The following is an 18,307-nucleotide window of genomic DNA, read 5'->3' on the forward strand; positions in this document are numbered from 1 at the left end:
CGGTATTTTTGTTTCATGTTAATTTTTATTTGAAATTGATTTTCCGAAATGTGATATCAAGCATTCTGGATATTTTATTTTGATGGTTAAACATCAAAAGCGTGACTTAATTAAAGGTGCGAGGAAAAGAAGGTTTCAAATAACCCTGAACTGAGGAGGGAGGGTAATATTGAATAATAGTGGCGCTAATGCCTTAAAGGTCAGAGCGGTGAAATAAGAAAAACCTTACGCCAGGGAATATTGGCGTAAGGTAAACGCAATCAGAATTGCCAGCTTACACCAGCGTTATAGCGCCAGCCTTGAGTACCGTTACCGTCAAGCTCCTGACGATACTCTGCCTCAGCATACAATGAGAGATTCCCTTTAAGCGTGGCCGTGCCACCCATGCCGACGTCCCACATCTGACCGAACTTTCCGCTGTCGAAACTGACGTTATCCGCGCTGCCGTTTATACCCGCTCGCGTGGTGGCCGCCCCGCCCCAACCGCGTGTGTAGCTGGTCCGCAGATAAGGCGTGTATTGCTGCCCAGCGGTATCTTGCCAGGTGCGATCCAAACGCGCGCCCACGCGGCCAATGGTTTGATCGTAATTGCCCCAGCTGACGCGGGTGTTATCACGATCCACCAGATCATCCATGTTGAGCTGCAAGTAGACTAATTGCGCCTGCGGTTCCAGACGAATTCCATTGCCCAACTGCCACGGGTAGCCCGTTTCCAGTGACGCGCCCCAGCCGTTACCCTTGAGTTTGCCCACCTCTTTTTGCCGTGCAATATCAGTATCACCACGGTGCCAGTCGAATGACAGCGCCCCATCCACATAGAAGCCACTGTCACGCAGCCAGGTGCCGTAGAGCGACAGGGTATCGCTGTCGAAGCTGGTCGAGCTGTAACCATCCGCTGCATCGGGGCGAATCCGGACATTACCTCGCGTGTAGGCCACGCCGGCTCGCAAACTGTCGCTGGCTCCCTGCAGATGAATCAAATTGCCGCCCAGTTGCACTGCACTGTAATCAAGGTCGAAGTCGTAGCCGTTCTGGCTCAGGCTGCGATCTGTCTTGTAGGTGAGATTTGAACCAAGATAACGGATAAACATCTCGCCACCGTTGCCCGTGCTGCTATCAGGATCCTGGCGCAATTCCCCCAACCGCTTATGCAGGTCGTCTATGACCGCCATGTTGTAGTAGGCCAGTCCGACAGGCGCAGAGATATAAGACGGCATTTGTGGCGTCAGTTGTGGACGTAGTGCATGGCCATCTGCATCACTGACAAAGTTGCTGGCGAGACGAAAATCCTGCCCGGTCCCGTTTGAACTATTGTAAAGGCCATATTGATAAGGGCCCGCTGCCACATAACCCTTTGCCAGCGCGAAGCTGCTCGCACTGGCAATGCCTGTCACCTGCGCCAGTGCAATGCCGTTATCAGGCGTAATCACCGCCAGATGGTTCGCCATCGGGTTAACATCCAGCAAAGTGGTGCCGCTGGTGTTGCCATTTACGTGCACACTGTCACTTGTACCGCTGTCAATCTGAGTGTTCAGCTTCACATGACCACCAGGCGAATTGAGGTCGCCATCAATGGTCAGCGTGTTGCCGGGCACGCCATTACCATTGGTAAGGTCGAGCGTACCGGCATTATTCACCACCAGCGAACCATCAGTTGCGCCACTCAGCAGGGGATTGACGCCATTGCCCGCATACAACGTTGAACCTTCACCGATATTAATGGTGCTGTGCGCCAGTTTCAGGTTCTCGGTCAACGTCCATTGGGTGTTATTGAAGTTGATGGTGCTCCAGCCTCCGCCAAGGTTGGTGCCTTTGCTCAAATCATCGGCGCTAAATGACCCGCCACGCGCATTGATGTCATTAAAATAGAGTGTGCTGCCAGCGCCATTCTGTGTCGTGATATGCCGGGTATTTGCCAGATCAACTTTCTCCACCAGCGCCTGGTTATTACCGTTCCCCATGGTCACGCTACCATCAAGCGTACCGCCGGACACTTGCACGATGTCATTACCCGCACCCGTATTCACATCCCCCACCACGCTACCCGATATCAGTGCAATGCGGTCATTCGTCGCGCCGCCAGCCACCACCTCAATATCCGGAAAAGTTGCGCTAATTTGCCCTTGGTTGATAAAGAGCGTTTGCCCGCCGCGCAGATCAATCACAGGCGAGACTTTACTGTTTGAGACGATATTGCCACGGTTAATCACCTCGCTGGCGGTGTGAGTGACAATCGCCGAGCCACCACTCAAGTCATACACGCCGATGAAGCCTTCGTTGATCACTTTGCCGGTGGTGTTGGCTTGAACGCCGGTGGTATTGGCACCCGAAAGGAAAATGTAGTAATTAGGACCCAGGGTTAAATCGTTGTGGGTGACAGAACCATCTTCATTGGCAAACAGATAGCCGATGCCGGGCGCGTTGGTCTGGCTGTTACTGCTGACATTGAGATAAACATGGTCGTCATAACCGAACGAAGTTGCCGAGCGGATGCCATTACCGCCATTGACGTCCAGTCGCACATAATTCAGGGCAATATTGCTGGTTTCTGCGCGGTTATTAATAAGATTGCGGGTGCCACTCAATACCACATGATCGGCACTAAACCCGGCTGCACCGTTGTCAATCAGTACCGTATCTGCGTTACCGCTGGACCAGATCGTGCTGCTGTAGTTGTTGTACTGATCGCCTTCACCATCACCAATAATGTTAAGCGAACCGCCATTGCCAACACGAATGGCAGCGGTCCCTTCGGAATAGAGTTGTCCGCTGCTTTGACGATATGTCGAAGCCCCTGACGAGGCGTCCAACGCCACGCCCTTATACGCGGAAATCGAACCACTGTTGATCAGCAGGCCGCCATCCGTCAATGCAACCGCGCGGCTGTTGTTGCCATTGACGATGAGGGTGCCCTGGTTACTGATATAGCCGCCGTCGCCTGCACTCAAAAACGAGATGTTCTCAGCATCCGTCGTCAGATTGGTGCTGTTACTGATGCTGCTAAAGCCTTCAAGCGCCTGATAACCAATTTGATTGGCAGCATGGAATGCAATTTGACTGCCTTCACCAATCACTACCGAACCGCCATTGCCCGCCTGCGCGCCTACCGCATGTTCACCGTACAAATTGATGGTGCCATTTTGGTAGAAGTAAGCGGCGTCCCCAAAAGCCACGCCACCCACGGAAGGCTGTTCCGCGCTGGCATTGCCAGCGGAGACATTGATCGTGCCGTTGTTGGTCGCACGAGCGCCAACCGAATAGGTGTAACCCTCTGTGTAAAGCCCGCTGCTCCCATTAGTGATCGACACCGTGCCATTGTTGGTGGCATTCCCGCCGAGTGAGCCAATCCCCACCGTGTTGCTGCCTTCCAGTGTGATATCGCCGTTATTGATCATCTGCCCAGAACTACTGGCAATAAAACCAATCTGCCGATCCTGCGAGCCATAGATATTGGCATTGTTAGTCAGCAGCGTGTTGGTGAAAGGCAGCGTTGTTGAGTTGGTAATATTGCCGTTGAGGTCGGTACGATTGCCTTGTACCTGCGCCACGATGCTATGTATGCCATTCATATTGACGGTGGTTGCAGCGTCAATGGTGCCCTGCGCCGCGCCCTCAATACGCAAACCAATGCCATTTTCGCCGAGATTAAAGATGGCATTGCCGGTGCTAACCGTGGTGTTATCGCCACTGCCAAGGACGGCGGTGGAAAGGTTGCCGTTTGAAGTTAACGTCATGCCACTGCCATCAAAGCTCGCGCCATCCTGCACACGAAAGATGGATGCGTTATCTCCCGTTACGTCGTAGTGGCCATTCTCGGGCAGTAAGATTTTTGCGTTCGGCCCCATAGCGAGAAAGGTGATTTGATCGGCACCGCTATTACCCGTGGGTAAAGCCGTCTGCGATACATTCGCCGTGGCATTGCCTTCCGCGCGTATCCCAATCGCGCCAGCTCCGTTTAAGGTGATCGGTCCGCTGATCTCCGCCGAAGCGACGCCGCTATCGATACCGTTCACCCATACTGCGGTGTTACGTGTTCCTTCCGTGACATTTGCTTTGCCAGCAATATTGATTGGGCCATCAGACCAGCCGTGCGCCAAACCACCGTCATTCGCCGTCACCAACAGGCCAGTACCGTTATCGCCATTCAGGTTAATCACTCCGGCATTGCCCACCTGACCGCCGCTGCCAGAGTCCATCACCTCCAGCCCAGTGCCGCGACCATTGACATCAATGACGCCATTATTACGCGTGACGGCATCCGCGCCGCCAGTCACGCTCATCGCCGCGCCGCTTTGTACACCCGAACCCATGATGATGTGGCCGTTGTTAACTGCGCTGTTGCTACCCAACTGAAGGATACCGTTGGCGCTCTCCAGCATAATGTCAGACGTTGCGTCACCCGGATGGTTTTGCGGCGTACGACCAAGGTAGATGGTGCCATTGTTGGTGAAGGTGCTCGCAGCGCCGCTCAGTGTCACCGCAGTGGCACTGCCGTTGTCGCCGACAAGATTGATAGTGCCGTTATTCACCCCTTCGCTGTTATCTAACTGGATGGCTGATCCCGCGCTATTGATAATGCCGTTGTTAATAAAGCGACTACCGCTGGCGTTAACAGCTAACCCATTGACGCCAGGCGTGCTGTTATCAATGCCACTCCCCTCGGCGTTATTAAAGAAACCACTATTAATGACACCGTTGTTGATGCCGCTGCTGCCATGGGTTAATACCAGTGCATCATTATCGGTGATTCCGCTACCGGTACTGGCTAACTTGCCGTTAATGGTTGCGGTGGCACCATTGTCCGCGCGCATCGCTCCGCCGTTGGCATTCGCCACCTCAAGGGTTTTTCCTGCCTCAATGGTGGCGTATGCATTAGCACCATCAGCACTGAGCACCACGCGTTCACCTATCGGCAGGAAGGCTTCATCTTCATCCGGGGTATTCACTCCCCACACCACTTGCCCGCTGCTGAGCGTGACCGCTTTATTAAATTCGTTATTGTAGTCAGAGGAACTGATCTGGCCATTTTGCAGTTGCTCAATCAGCCAGTCGTTGTAGTTTTGCAGGTCGCTCAATGACGTCACGTTGAAGTCGGTAGTGTCGCCATACAGGCTGGTCACACTGAATGCGCCGTTATATGCCACCAGATTGTCCACATTCAGGCCCCAGCGCGACACGGCAGGAATCTGCGTCGCGGTGAATGTGATACGGTTATCCGAATCCCAGTTCATGTTGCCTTTATTGCTGGCAGTGAATAAGCGGCTCTGTTTAGCCGCCATCTCCCAACCATTTGCCACCGTGCTGGCTCCATCCGTGCCTAATTGCACGTTGATAGTGCCATTACTCACTGAGGCAACACGCGAATCAATGTACTGCTGATTCTTTACCTCTTCGAAATTGGTGACCAGGGTGCTGCTATCGACCGGGGCGAGATTGCTCAACGCGGCTGTGTTGTAAGTCTGAAAATTGCTGTAAGAGCGGTGATCCTCATTAGGCACTGAGATCGTGAAATCCTGCGCCCCCAGACTCAACCTCTCTTTACCTAATAAGTTGTTGTCTGTCACCAACCGGCCTTGATCCTGTAACTCGCCAATGGATACCTGCAATTCGCCACTTTTACCCGGCGTAAATTGCGGCAACCCCGTTAGCGATTGTGTGCTGCCGTTGCACACGCAAAATACCCCCACTTTGTTGTCATTTTTCGCAGGGTCAAAAGGTTGAATAACGGCAGCATTCGTTTGCATCGCAGGAATCATAATGCCTTGTGCAGCCAGCAAACTGATAACCAGCGGTTTTAATTTAAATGACATCCTTTCCTCCAGAGAGAAAATAATATTTTCACGCGGCAAAATAGCGCCAGGCATGACGGTTGTTTAATAAGCGAGAGAGCAGGAATGGAAAACGCATTATGTAGAGTTATCTCAGCATTTCGTAAAGGAAACGTCTATCTGGAGTTAAGGAGAACGGAGGGGATTAAGTGAAATTAAGAATTAACCCTTTAAAATCAGCAGATAGCATGGCTTTGATTAATGCTCGCCTCTTCTTTTATATCAGTGCATTAGATTTAAATTAAGATCCAACATTTACTGCTATTATTAAAAAACAGTCATTTAATTATTTATAATTTGAGATGTAGATAAAACGTCACCATCAATGAAGTAGATCCATTCTATTTTGAATTTTCATCTCATAAAGATTAATAAGCGCAGCGAGGCAATCAGAAAAAATTATATTGTTTAAGCCTGCCTGGTGGTTGTTTTCTGAAGAAGCGAATTGAAGTGAACCGGAGATGTCGCGCCATCGTAAATTTGTGATCGTTCGCGCAATAAACCAACAGACATCCTTGTATGGTAGTCTAATATTATAAACCTGCAGGATTTTGGCTATGGCATCTTCCACTTTTACTCAGACCCAAACGGCACAGGGAAATCACACCTCACTCATTCGTCGTGTCGCCAGTGCTTCGGCGATTGGCACCGCCGCAGAATATTATGATTTCTTTGCCTATGGCACGGCTGCAGTGCTGTTTTTTGGCCACCTGTTCTTCCCCAGCCACGACCCCTTAATTAGCACCCTCGCTGCATTTGCGACTTATGCCGTTGGCTTCCTCGCTCGTCCGATTGGCGGCATTGTGTTTGGCCATATTGGCGACAAAGTGGGACGTAAAAAAGCGCTGGTGGCCACCATCCTGATAGTCGGTCTCGGTACTTTTTGTATTGGCCTGCTGCCAACCTATGAAAAGATCGGCATCTGGGCACCGGTGTTATTGATAGCCATTCGCCTGTTGCAAGGTTTTGGCGTGGGCGGCGAACAAGCTGGCGCGGTCCTGATGACCGCAGAATATTCGCAAGCGTCACGTCGTGGTTTTTTTGCCAGCTGGGTTCAAATCGGTGCTCCGGTTGGGTTCCTGCTGCCGCTGGCACTGTTCGCCATTCTTAATGCCTCCCTGACCGCGGAACAAATGATGGATTGGGGCTGGCGCGTACCTTTCTTACTGAGTGCACTGCTGGTCATCGTGGGGTTGTTTATTCGTTTACGCATCGACGAATCGCCAGTGTTCGCCGCCATCCGCGAAACCAAGGCCGCCGAATCGCGTCCGTTAAAAGAAGTGATTCGCGGTAATCCGAAATTAGTCATCAATGGTGTGGCGGCTAAATTAATCGAAGCCTGCGCCTTTGCCCTCTTCACGGTGATTATCCTGGCCTGGGGCAAAGCTAACAATCTCGACGCCGGCATACTGATGAACAGCATGATTGTGGCAGTGATTCTGGAGATTTTTGCCATTCCGCTGATGGGGGCGTTATCCGATAAGATCGGACGCAAACCGGTATACATGATGGGTGCACTGCTCATTGTTATTTCCATTGTGCCCTTCTTTTATGCCCTGTCCCAAAACAGCTACTGGCTCACGCAAATGGCGATGATTGTCGCGCTGACGCTGGGCCACAGTATGTGCTACGCCCCACAGGCGTCCTGGTTCCCGGAACTGTTCCCGACGCATATTCGCTGCAGCGGCATTGCAGTGATTTGGCAGGTGGGATCGTTAATTGGCAGTGGCGTGCTTGGCTTAGTTGCGGTGAAAATCCTGCAGGCCACCGATGGACACTGGTATGGCCTGGCGCTGTATGTTGCGGTACTGGGGGTGATTTCCGTTGTAGGCTTGCTGCGATTGCCTGAAACGGCTCCAGGCCGACGTGATGGCGAATATCACACCTGGGAACAACATTGATTAACGATGGGCGCGCGAAGGTGCGCCCATATGCTTTATTAAGATATACAATGCCATTTAAAGCATTTGCCAGTTCCCCTTCTTGCAATAGCATGACTTTTCTCTTTTTTATCCTCACAGCTGAATCGCTAGCCCATGCGCAAACTGCATCAACGTTGCCTCTCGTTAAATGATTTCGAGAAATATGCCCAAAAGCGTCTGCCCCATCCGCTGTTCGCTTATGTGTCCGGTGGTGTTGAGGACAACATCGCGCTCCATCACACTCAGCAATCCTATGCTCATTACGGCCTGATACCGGAAAACATGGTCGATGTGTCGCAACGTAATACTGAGGTAGATCTGTTTGGTCATCGCTATGCGGCACCAGTGGGTATTGCGCCGATGGGCATCTCCGCCATCACCGGTTTTCAGGGGGATATTGCTTTAGCGCGGGCGGCGGCGAGCAAGAACGTGCCCTTTATTATGAGCGGTTCCTCGTTGATTCGGTTGGAGGACGTGGCCGCGGCTAATCCGGCGATGTGGTTCCAGGCCTATTTGCCTAAGACGCTGGAAGAGATTGATGCGTTGGTGGATCGCGTCAAGCGTGCGCGCATATCCGTGCTGGTCGTGACGGTGGATACGCCGGTCAAAGCCAACCGGGAAAACAACGTGCGCGCCGGATTTTCCACGCCATTCCGCCCCAGTCTGGCATTGGCGTGGCAAGGCGTCACCCATCCCCGCTGGCTTTACGGCACGCTGTTGAAAACCTTACTGACCTCGGGCATGCCCTATTTCGAGAACAATAACGCAGTGCGTGGCGCCCCGCTGTTTTCCAAAAATGCCGTGCGTGACTTCAGTGGGCGCAGCCATCTCACCTGGCAGCATATCGAACATATTCGTCAGCGCTGGACGGGCGCGATGGTGATTAAAGGAATTCTGAGTCGCAATGATGCATTGCGCTGTAAATCCATTGGCATCGACGGCATTGTGGTCTCGAATCACGGCGGTCGTCAGTTGGATACGGTGATCCCGCCGATTTATGTCCTGCCCGAGATTGTCACCGCTGCGGGAAATATGACGGTGATGATGGACAGCGGTATCCGGCGTGGCACCGACGTCATCAAAGCATTGGCGCTGGGGGCAAAGGCCTGCTTTGTTGGCAGGCCTTTTAACTATGCAAGTGCGGTAGGCGGCTCATCGGGGGTTGAGTGGGCCATTGATCTCATCGCCAATGAAGTCAGTCGCGATCTGGGTATGCTGGGTGCACCCTCGCTCAGTGACCTCAGTGAAAAGCATTTACGGCTGATTAAGTGACAGCGTCACACCCTGCAACTCGTCGACGAGATTTGGTCCCAGCTTCGGTTCCAGGGCGATCGCCTGTCACATCTAACCTTCTGCCGCTAAGGTTTACGCGGCAGCGAAACGCACAGCAATCCAAACACAATCAATACAACACCGGCAAAACTGCTCCAGCGGAAAGCTTCACCGAACATTGGCAATGTAATAGCTGCCAGCCACACCAGCACATAACTCAGACTCAGCAACGGATAGAGGCGGTTAAGCTGCATATGGCGCAGCGCCAGCATCCAGCACAACATCGATAATGCGTACGCACTAAGTCCCAGACCGAGCAGGATCAGCGGCTGCAGATGCTGCCAGAATTGCGGGCTAAGGATCGCAGTCAATGGCGGAAAATTTAGCATCGCGGCGCGCAGCACCAATTGCGCCAGCGACACCAGCAGCACGCTGCACAGCGCGAGGATCACCCCTTTCATAAGTGGCTCCCCATCAGCGCGACCCCGGCAACAATCGCCAGCGTTCCGAACCATTGTTGCAAGGTGTATGTCTCACGCCAGATCAACTTAGCTGCGATGGCCACCAACACGAAGTTGAGACTCAGCATTGGATAGGCCACGCTGACCGGCACCACACGCAATACCAGCAGCCATAGCAACATTGCCACGCCGAGCAAAAAGAGGCTCAGCGCAATCCATAGCATGAGCTGCTTCTTGCCGTGGCGCATCCCCAGATACGCCGCCTGCTTTTGACAAAGCTGGGCGGCGCAGCTCAACAAACTGACCAGAAGAATAAGCAACAGGTTCATGGTGTCGCGTTATAACCGTAATAGACCAGTCGACCTTGACGATAAACGTCATCCGGCGTGGGCATTGCAGGGTCAGGCCCGTTCTCGCCCGAGTTGAGCATCATCACCACGGACACTTTGCCATGGCGACGATGTTCGCGCAGCCAATCAGCAAAAGCTGCGCCATCAACATAGCGCGTTTGCGCATCGGGATAGCTAAGACCGTATTGCAGTTCGCCTTTGGCATCATAGAAAGTGATATCACTGCGCTCGGTTTCCCATGCCATCGCAGCCGCAATGCCAGGATTGTCAGCCAGCAAATAACGGCTGTCTGCCAGTTGATGATGCACAGCCTGTACAAAACTCTGCGGCTGTTTGGAATCACGAACCTTCTGCGGTATCGCGAAGCCGATCAGTAGCGCCAGCGTTAAGGGACAAAGTGCCGCCAGTTGCCAACGGCAGGCACCCGGTTTGAGACTGAACCACCCCATAATGCCCCAGCCGACAAAGGCCAGTACGCCACAGATTAACGGCAGTATTTCATCATGGGTATAAACGGGCTTGTGCGCCAATCCCCATGGTGCAATCACCACCAACAGGACTAAGGTGGTTATGGCGCCAAACAGCAGGTTGATCCAGCCATTAACTTTAAACACCTTCACTAACTGTGCAGAGCCACTGTGCGCGTAATGCGCCATCAACAGTGCTAAAGGTGCAAAGCACGGCAGAATGTAGGTCGGCAGTTTCCCTTTAGCGATGCTAAAGAACAACAGTGGCAAGATCACCCAACTTAACAGGTAAACGGCTCCCGCATGTTGACTGCGCTGGCGCCATGCGCCCATCAGTGAGCCCGGCAGCAGCGCCAGCCACGGCAGGCATCCCGCCAGCAACACCGGCAGGTAATACCAGAAGGGTGCTTTGTGCTGTGCATCTTTCTCTGCAAAGCGCTGAATATGCTCAACCCAGAAGAAGTAATGCCAGAAATCCCCTTCCTGACGATAAATGGCCAGCGCCCACGGCGCACTGAGCAGTGCGGCAACGATGATCGTCAAAGGTCCCCAGCGCAATAACTCACCGAAGCGTTTTTGCCAAATAGCCCAGGGCACTATCGCCAATACCGGCACCGCCAGCGCGAGGAAGCCTTTGGTCATAAAACCCATCGCGCAGGCTGCGCCCAGCAGCACATAGCCGCACAGACGCTGTTGCGTCGTAGAAGCTTGCGCCACCAGCCAATAGCTGCACATCGCGGCAACCATCCACAACAGCAGAATAGGATCCAGCACCGCGTAAGTGCCAATGCCATACACCAGAAGCGAAGTGAGAAAAATGATGCTGCCGGTCAGAGCGATTTTCCGGCTGGCAAACATCTGATGACCCAGCCAGTAAATCAATACTGCACTGAGTGTGGTGCAAAAAATCGAACCGGCGCGTACACCGAAGTTGGTATGACCAAACAAGAGCTGGCCGATATTGTTGACCCAATAACCCGCGATGGGCTTTTCGAAATAACGCAAATCAAAGAAGTGCGGTACCACCCAATTGCCATTAACCAGCATTTCACGGCTGATTTCAGCGTAGCGGGTTTCATCCGGCTGCCATAAGGCGCGGAATTCGATCGGGATAAGATAATAAAGCGCGAAAAGCGCCAGGAGCAGCGCCGTTTTGGTGCCTGTACGCATCCGTGGTTCCTATAAAGTTTCCTGTTAACGTTTAGCTCTGGCAGCCCAGCCAGCCTTCGCGTCCGGGTATATGTCCACGTACCAGATTGCCCTGCGGGAGTGTGCTGAGATCGTCAGGCAACAACTCGCTCAGAGGACAGAAATGAATGCCTTGTTGCTCCGCGCGGGTTAATAACTCGCCAAATGCCCGAGAACCAATAATGCCTTCGACTTCAGCATGAATGGTATACACCGGCGACCCTTCGGCTGCGAGCATCTGCTCAAGAATGAAATCGTTGTAGTCAGCGGCGCTGACCGACTGTCCTACGACTTCATCCCAGGTTGGCAATGTTACGGGGATTTGCACCGTGCCTAAGCTGCCATCACGCAGGCGAGGCAAGAAGGGTCCAGTACCACGACAATCACTATTGTAGCTGAAACCGAAGGTCTGCTTAGCGGCAACAACGCGCCCATCCGCTCGCCATCCGGCCACAGCAGAACAAGTGACAGCGTCACCGATAATCGCTTCCAGTGCGGCTTTCCCACGCGAAATCTGTTCCAGCAACTTCTCCTCTGGCCACACGCCTGCCCAGGTTTGCCAGGCAAAGTGATCCCAGGCGTGCAGACCGACTTCATGATGATCGGCTGTGGCGCTGATGATCTCCTCCAGACCGCGGCCAATCTCACGTCCTGGCCAGGCGGTGCCAGCCAATAAGATATCCCAGCCGTACAGGGAAGCTGCACGCGAGCGCAGCATTTTCCATAAGAAGCGCGGTTTCATCAGGCGCCACAAGTGGCGCCCCATGTTATCCGGCCCAACGCTAAAGAAGAAACTGGCCTGCAACTGATGCAGGCTAAACTGCTCTAGCAGCGCCGGAACGCCGAGTTTGGTTCCACGCCAGGTATCAACATCTACGCGCAAACCAATTTTCTTCATGGCTTATCCTGCAGCTCAACGGTGCGCAGGAAGAAATCCAGCGTGTTATCGATCGTGGTATCCATCTCAATAGTCGGCGTCCAGTCCAGCAAGCGACGCGCATTTTTGATTGACGGCTTACGATGCTCGACGTCCTGATAACCTTTACCGTAGTAGCTGCTGCTCTCTACTTCGCGGAAACCGGCGAACGGCGGGAATTGGTTGCGCAGCGGATGACGTTCAAAGCTTGCCAGCAGGCGTTCCGCCAACTCTTTGATGCTCGCCTCGTTTTCCGGGTTACCGATGTTGACGATCTGACCGTCACAGTTGTTGTTCTTGTTCTCAATGATGCGGAACAAAGCTTCAATACCATCACGAATGTCAGTGAAGCAGCGCTTCTGTGCACCACCATCGATTAACTTGATCGGTGAACCTTCCACCAGATTAAGGATCAATTGCGTGATCGCACGGGAACTGCCGATACGCGCGGCATTGAGGTTATCAAGACGCGGGCCCATCCAGTTGAATGGACGGAACAGCGTGAAACGCAGCCCTTCTTTTTCGCCATAAGCCCAAATCACACGATCCAGCAGCTGTTTGGAGACCGAATAGATCCAGCGCTGTTTGTTGATAGGTCCCACCACCAGGTTGGAGTGATCTTCATCGAAGTATTTATCGGTGCACATACCGTACACTTCTGACGTGGAAGGGAAAATGATGCGTTTTTTGTATTTTACGCAATCACGGATGATCTTGAGGTTCTCTTCGAAATCGAGCTCAAACACGCGCAGCGGGTTACGGGTGTATTCAATCGGGGTAGCAATCGCCACCAGTGGCAACACCACATCACATTTTTTGATGTGATATTCGATCCACTCTGAGTGAATGCTGATATCACCTTCAACAAAATGGAAGCGCGGCTGATCGAGGAAACGGCTGATAGCATCTGACCCGATATCCAGACCGTAAACTTCGAAGTTATCATCTTGCAGTAAACGTTCGGTTAAGTGGTTACCGATGAACCCGTTCACTCCCAGAATCAGCACGCGTGTGCGACGTTTTACTGCCGCCACAGGCTGAGAGTACAACAGCGCGCCCGGCACCATCCCCAGACTCTGCGCCAACTGGCTGCCGTTCATATAGACGCCATTATCACTTTGTCCGGTCACCACTTCCAGTGCACCTTCCCCGCAAGCAATCAGGAAAGGCTCAACGGAAATCACTGTGCCTGGCTTAGCTTTTGCCGCATCAGCATGTACGCGCCCTTTCCACACGACAAACTTCACGGTTCCCGCGAAAGCAAATGCGCCCGGCCATGGATCGGTGACCGCACGAACCAGGTTGTTGATTGACTGTGCAGACTGCTCCCACAGAATGCGGCCGTCTTCTGGCGTACGGCGGCCGACCACGGTCGCCTGAGTGTGATCCTGAGGAATCGCCACAATCTCGCCACGCTTCATGGCCGGCAGTGCCTGTTCCAGCAATTGCGATGCACTGGTCGTCAGTTTGCGATGCAGAGTTAACGCGTTGTCTTGCTCCTCAATCGCGACACGCTGCTGTGCCACGATATCGCCCGCATCTGCGCGTTTCACCATGCGATGCAGGGTCACTCCGGTTTCAGTCTCGCCATTCACTAACGCCCAGTTGAGTGGCGCGCGTCCGCGATATTTAGGCAACAGTGAACCGTGCAGGTTGAAGGCGCCCAGACGCGCGCTGCTGAGGATGCTGTCATTGAGCAGATTACGATAGTAGAAGGAGAAAATGTAATCCGGTGCCATGGATTTAATGCGGTCGACCCACAGCGGATGGTTGGCATCTTCCGGCGCATACACCGGGATACCCTGCTCAGCCGCCAAACGGGCGACAGAACCAAAGAAGTGGTTCTCATTAGCAGAATCAGCATGGGTGAAGATCGCGCTGATTTCGAAACCCGCATTTAACAGCGCAGTAATACCTGCACAGCCCATATCGTGATAGGCGAAGACGATAGTTTTCATTGCTCAATTTCCTGTACAGAGGAGACATCTTTCTGCGAGTTAATAACACGTTGAATGAAGTAGCGCGGACGAGCGCGTACGTCGTTGTAAATTCGGCCGATGTATTCGCCGAGCAGGCCCATACCGATAAACTGCGCGCCGACAAAAATAAACAGCACCGCAAACAGCATGAACACCCCGTCTCCGGCCCAGTCGGCACCGAGGAACAGGCGCAATACAATCAGCACCAGTGAGAAGGCAAAACCGGCCAACGCAATCAGACTGCCGACAATACTCAGCAGGCGCAGTGGCGTAGTGGTCAGGCAAGTCACCAGGTCGTACATCAGATTGATCAGCTTCATAAAGCTGTATTTCGAATCACCAAATTCGCGCTCGGCATGGGCCACAGGCAGTTCAATCGTGCGGCGCGCAAAGGTGTTGGCCAGGATAGGAATAAAGGTGCTGCGCTCGTGACAGTTGAGCATGGCATCAACAATGTGACGGCGATAAGCACGTAACATACAGCCATAGTCACCCATCGCTTTCCCGGTGACGCGTTGAATCAGCTGGTTAATGGTGCGTGAAGCACGGCGGCGGAACCAACTGTCCTGACGATTTTGACGCACGGTACCGACCACGTCATAACCCTGCTGAGCGGCTTGCACCAGATTGGGGATCTCTTCGGGTGGATTCTGCAAATCCGCATCCAGTGTGATAATTAGATCGCCTGATACATGGCTAAAACCCGCCATGATTGCCGAGTGCTGTCCATAGTTGCGGTTCAGCAATACGCCGACCACATGGCTTCCGGGCATGTCAGCGGCATCGGCGATCATCTCACCTGAGCGATCGCTGCTGCCGTCATCCACCAGCAAAATCTCATAGTCAAGATTCAGCACAGCACATGCTGCATCGGTGCGACGCACCAACTCTGGCAGGCTTTCCTCTTCGTTGTAAACCGGGATCACCACGGAGACTTTACGAATGATTTTTTCTTCGAGCATGTCAATCAAACTCCAGCGATATGACGTAATGCACCGATCACGCGGCTAACGTCGTCATCGCTCATATCTGGGAACAGCGGTATTGAACAAATGCGGTCGCTATTCCATTCCGTGTTTGGCAAGGAAAGCTGTGGGTAGCGTTCGCGATAATATTTGTGGGTATGTGCCGCGCGGAAATGCAAACCGGTGCCGATGTCATGAGCCTTCAGCGTTTCCATTAAAGCATCGCGGCTGAGTCCACACTGCGCTTCATCAACGCGAATGATGAACAAATGCCAGGCGTGTTGATGCGCCCAGGTGGGTTGGGACAATGGCAGGAATGGCGTATCAGCCAGTTCTTTTAAATAGCGTTGGGCAATCTCTGCACGGCGAGCATTGATGGCGGGCAGTTTGTTCAACTGAACCAGAGCAATGGCAGCGCTAATGTCAGGTAAATTGTATTTGAACCCAGGCATAATCACTTCAGCCTGCGGTTTACGGCCATGCGTGTGACGGTCATAAGCATCAACACCCAGGCCGTGGAATTTCAGGCTGCGCATGCGATCGGCCAACTCAGCATCATCGGTAACAATCAAGCCACCTTCCGCGCAGGTCATGTTTTTAATGGCATGGAAAGAAAAAATAGCCGTGCCCTTATTACCGACATGCTGACCTTTGTAATAACAACCTGCAGAGTGCGCCGCATCTTCGATCACTGCGATGCCATGGCGTTCAGCAATGGAGCGAATGGCATCAATGTCCGCAGGAGCACCGGCGTAATGCACCGGAATGATGGCACGCGTCTTTGGCGTGATGGCCGCTTCAATTTGCTCAGGCGTGACCATCAGCGTATCGCGATCAACATCAATCATCACTGGCGTTGCACCCAGCAGCGTAATGATGTTGATGGTGGATACCCACGTCAGTGAAGGTGTAATCACCTCATCACCAGGCTGGATGTTTAACGCGAGGAGGGTGACGTGCATGCCTGCCGTGGCGGAACTGACAGCAATCGCATGTTGATTGCCGGTTAACTGGCAAAAGGCTTGTTCCAACGCCGCATTTTTCGGGCCGGTGGTGATCCAACCTGATTCAAAAACCTCTTTTACTGCCGCTAACTCTTCCTCGCCCAAAGCGGGGCGCGAGAATGGAAGAAAAGTCATAAGTTTACCTTAACGTTTGACACCTAAAATTGCCTGCAATAGGGCCACTTGCAGTGTGCAGTGATTCAGATCCATAACAATATTCAGTAACTTGCTGTTTAAACTTAGATTACGAGGAAAAGTTTAGATAGCACTAAGTGTTAATTTTTTAACCAACAGCAAAAAAACTTAAGCACACCTGTCTTATTGCCTGCAGAACAAAATACGGATGAAAACTTAACTGAACATTAAATGGGTGACGCACAAGCGGCATTTTCTCTTAGATGTTGAGGATTGGTAGAAGATGTGCGCTCAACCGTTTTGTCTCGCTATTTAGGCGTCACCAAAGTTTCATCAAGATGACCAAATACCTGAAACACATCGTTTGCTGGTTTTTTGAGCGGCAAAAATTGAAGCGTTAAGATGAAGAAAAAATGACAATGAAACAGTCTGTTAGCAAAGTGGCAGCACTGTTCTTAAGGTTAAGCTAAGCTTCAAACCATACTCTATGTCGGGTTATTGGCGTTTAAACGAATGGAGGGGATCAAGATGAACACTGGAGCTGACAGGCTGGCGCAGGCTGCCCTGCGTCGCCATCATATTGGGGTGAAAACCAAAGGGTTGCGCTTTCGCGGAGATCTTTACGTCTTCCGCTACAATGCAGGTCACTATGACGTGTTTCTCAATAATGACCGTGTGATGTCCCTGGCTACCAGCAACGTGCAGGAAGCCATCCAGATGTTCAAACAGCAGTCATGATGCATTGGCTGCTGTTAGCTCTGTGAGCAGTGCGCCTTTCGCTATACGCATCCAACATCACCACAGACTCCGTCTTACTCCCACCACTCTGCACCGCCTGTTTACCCGCTGAAGAGTTTTAGGCACTCATCCTTCCAATGGTGAAGCGGTACCGGGTAAGTCGCGAACGGCATATGTTCCTCATTGCCTGAACACCGATCGAGAAACGCGATGAAAAACGCCGTAATTCCCCGCAGATACTCGCCTCCTTCGCGCTTCAGGCGTAGGTTTCTTTTCGATGAAACTGGTAAGGAAAAAGAGGTCAACATGGAGTGGATACTGTGGTTGCTGGCTACGGTGATAGCCTTAAGCATCGGTAGCTTTATTAATGTCGTTATTCATCGCGTGCCACTGCAGATTTTACAGCCAGGCAATGGCGTGGATTTACGGCAACCGGCTTCACACTGTCCGGTTTGCAAAAAGTGTTTGCGCTGGCGAGACAATATCCCGGTCGTGAGTTGGCTGTTACTACGCGGTCGGTGTCATTTTTGCCGTTGTGCTATCAGCCTGCGCTATCCGTTAACAGAAACTGCTTGTGCAACAATCAGCCTATTATTTGTCGCGCTCCTCCCGGTTGATAAATCACTGCTCGCCCTACTTGTGCTGTTTTGGCTGCTGCTGACCGTCGCGATTATCGATTACGAGCATTATTTGTTGCCAGATGTCATCACTCTGCCATTGCTTTGGCTTGGGCTATTATTAAAGGCCGTCGAATGGCTACCAGGCTCACTCCGTGATGCCGTCTTTGGTGCGGTGATGGGTTACAGCGCGCTCTGGCTAATCCGCTATATATATCAATATTTTAGCGGGAGACTGGCATTGGGTTTGGGAGACGCAAAGTTAGTAGCAGCATTAGGCACGTGGTTGGGTTGGGCACTTTTACCCTATGTGCTGTTACTGGCTTGTAGCGGGGCAATTTGTGCGCTGTTTATCGCCAAAATGGGCTGGCAACGTGACCTTCATCAACCCCTTGCTTTTGGTCCCTGGATTGCTCTGGCGGGCATAAGTCTTTTTATTAACACGATTATTTAATAACCACTTCA

12 protein-coding genes are annotated in these 18,307 nt (G+C 52.4%); 4 read left to right on the forward strand and 8 right to left on the reverse strand.

Annotated features, from left to right (window positions below; genetic code table 11):
• Nucleotides 1-260 precede the first annotated feature (260 nt).
• The gene (locus IAE30_RS01080) at nt 261-5,810 is read right to left on the reverse strand and encodes an autotransporter outer membrane beta-barrel domain-containing protein (protein ID WP_200677889.1); all 5,550 of its coding nucleotides are present in this window, start codon (nt 5,808-5,810) and stop codon (nt 261-263) included.
• A 575-nt stretch (nt 5,811-6,385) separates the two neighbouring features.
• Between IAE30_RS01080 and IAE30_RS01085 the strand changes: the two genes are divergently transcribed.
• A complete protein-coding gene (locus IAE30_RS01085; RefSeq protein ID WP_200677891.1) occupies nt 6,386-7,729 on the forward strand; it encodes an MFS transporter in 1,344 nt (447 codons plus the stop codon).
• A 135-nt stretch (nt 7,730-7,864) separates the two neighbouring features.
• Nucleotides 7,865-9,022 (forward strand): alpha-hydroxy acid oxidase, encoded by a 1,158-nt coding sequence (locus IAE30_RS01090; RefSeq protein WP_200677893.1) that lies wholly within the window; start codon nt 7,865-7,867, stop codon nt 9,020-9,022.
• Between the two features lie 86 nt (nt 9,023-9,108).
• Here IAE30_RS01090 and arnF read toward each other — a convergent pair whose 3' ends face one another.
• From arnF to arnB, 7 genes are read right to left on the reverse strand one after another with little or no spacing between them, the layout of a single operon-like run.
• Entirely contained in the window at nt 9,109-9,483 is a 375-nt protein-coding gene (arnF, locus tag IAE30_RS01095; protein WP_200537780.1) for a 4-amino-4-deoxy-L-arabinose-phosphoundecaprenol flippase subunit ArnF, read from the reverse strand.
• Nucleotides 9,480-9,812, reverse strand: coding sequence for a 4-amino-4-deoxy-L-arabinose-phosphoundecaprenol flippase subunit ArnE (gene arnE / locus IAE30_RS01100; protein WP_200677895.1), 333 nt, complete (start codon nt 9,810-9,812; stop codon nt 9,480-9,482). The genes arnF and arnE overlap by 4 nt, the downstream gene beginning before the upstream one ends.
• Nucleotides 9,809-11,470 (reverse strand): lipid IV(A) 4-amino-4-deoxy-L-arabinosyltransferase, encoded by a 1,662-nt coding sequence (arnT, locus tag IAE30_RS01105; RefSeq protein WP_200677897.1) that lies wholly within the window; start codon nt 11,468-11,470, stop codon nt 9,809-9,811. Before arnT ends, arnE begins: the two co-directional genes overlap by 4 nt.
• Nucleotides 11,471-11,501: 31 nt before the next feature.
• Nucleotides 11,502-12,386 (reverse strand): 4-deoxy-4-formamido-L-arabinose-phosphoundecaprenol deformylase, encoded by an 885-nt coding sequence (gene arnD / locus IAE30_RS01110; protein WP_200677900.1) that lies wholly within the window; start codon nt 12,384-12,386, stop codon nt 11,502-11,504.
• The gene (gene arnA, locus IAE30_RS01115) at nt 12,383-14,362 is read right to left on the reverse strand and encodes a bifunctional UDP-4-amino-4-deoxy-L-arabinose formyltransferase/UDP-glucuronic acid oxidase ArnA (protein WP_200537774.1); all 1,980 of its coding nucleotides are present in this window, start codon (nt 14,360-14,362) and stop codon (nt 12,383-12,385) included. The genes arnD and arnA overlap by 4 nt, the downstream gene beginning before the upstream one ends.
• The gene (arnC, locus tag IAE30_RS01120) at nt 14,359-15,345 is read right to left on the reverse strand and encodes an undecaprenyl-phosphate 4-deoxy-4-formamido-L-arabinose transferase (RefSeq protein ID WP_045815347.1); all 987 of its coding nucleotides are present in this window, start codon (nt 15,343-15,345) and stop codon (nt 14,359-14,361) included. Before arnC ends, arnA begins: the two co-directional genes overlap by 4 nt.
• Nucleotides 15,346-15,350: 5 nt before the next feature.
• A complete protein-coding gene (arnB, locus tag IAE30_RS01125) occupies nt 15,351-16,487 on the reverse strand; it encodes a UDP-4-amino-4-deoxy-L-arabinose aminotransferase (protein WP_045815348.1) in 1,137 nt (378 codons plus the stop codon).
• Between the two features lie 528 nt (nt 16,488-17,015).
• Here arnB and IAE30_RS01130 point away from each other — a divergent pair.
• The gene (locus IAE30_RS01130) at nt 17,016-17,225 is read left to right on the forward strand and encodes a hypothetical protein (protein WP_034829841.1); all 210 of its coding nucleotides are present in this window, start codon (nt 17,016-17,018) and stop codon (nt 17,223-17,225) included.
• 210 nt (nt 17,226-17,435) lie between these two features.
• Nucleotides 17,436-18,296: an A24 family peptidase gene (locus IAE30_RS01135; protein ID WP_234472647.1), complete on the forward strand. Its 861-nt coding sequence runs from the start codon at nt 17,436-17,438 to the stop codon at nt 18,294-18,296.
• The last annotated feature ends 11 nt before the right edge of the window (nt 18,297-18,307 follow it).

Source organism: Pantoea sp. S61 (genome assembly GCF_016625145.1).
Taxonomy (GTDB): domain Bacteria; phylum Pseudomonadota; class Gammaproteobacteria; order Enterobacterales; family Enterobacteriaceae; genus Pantoea; species Pantoea rwandensis_B.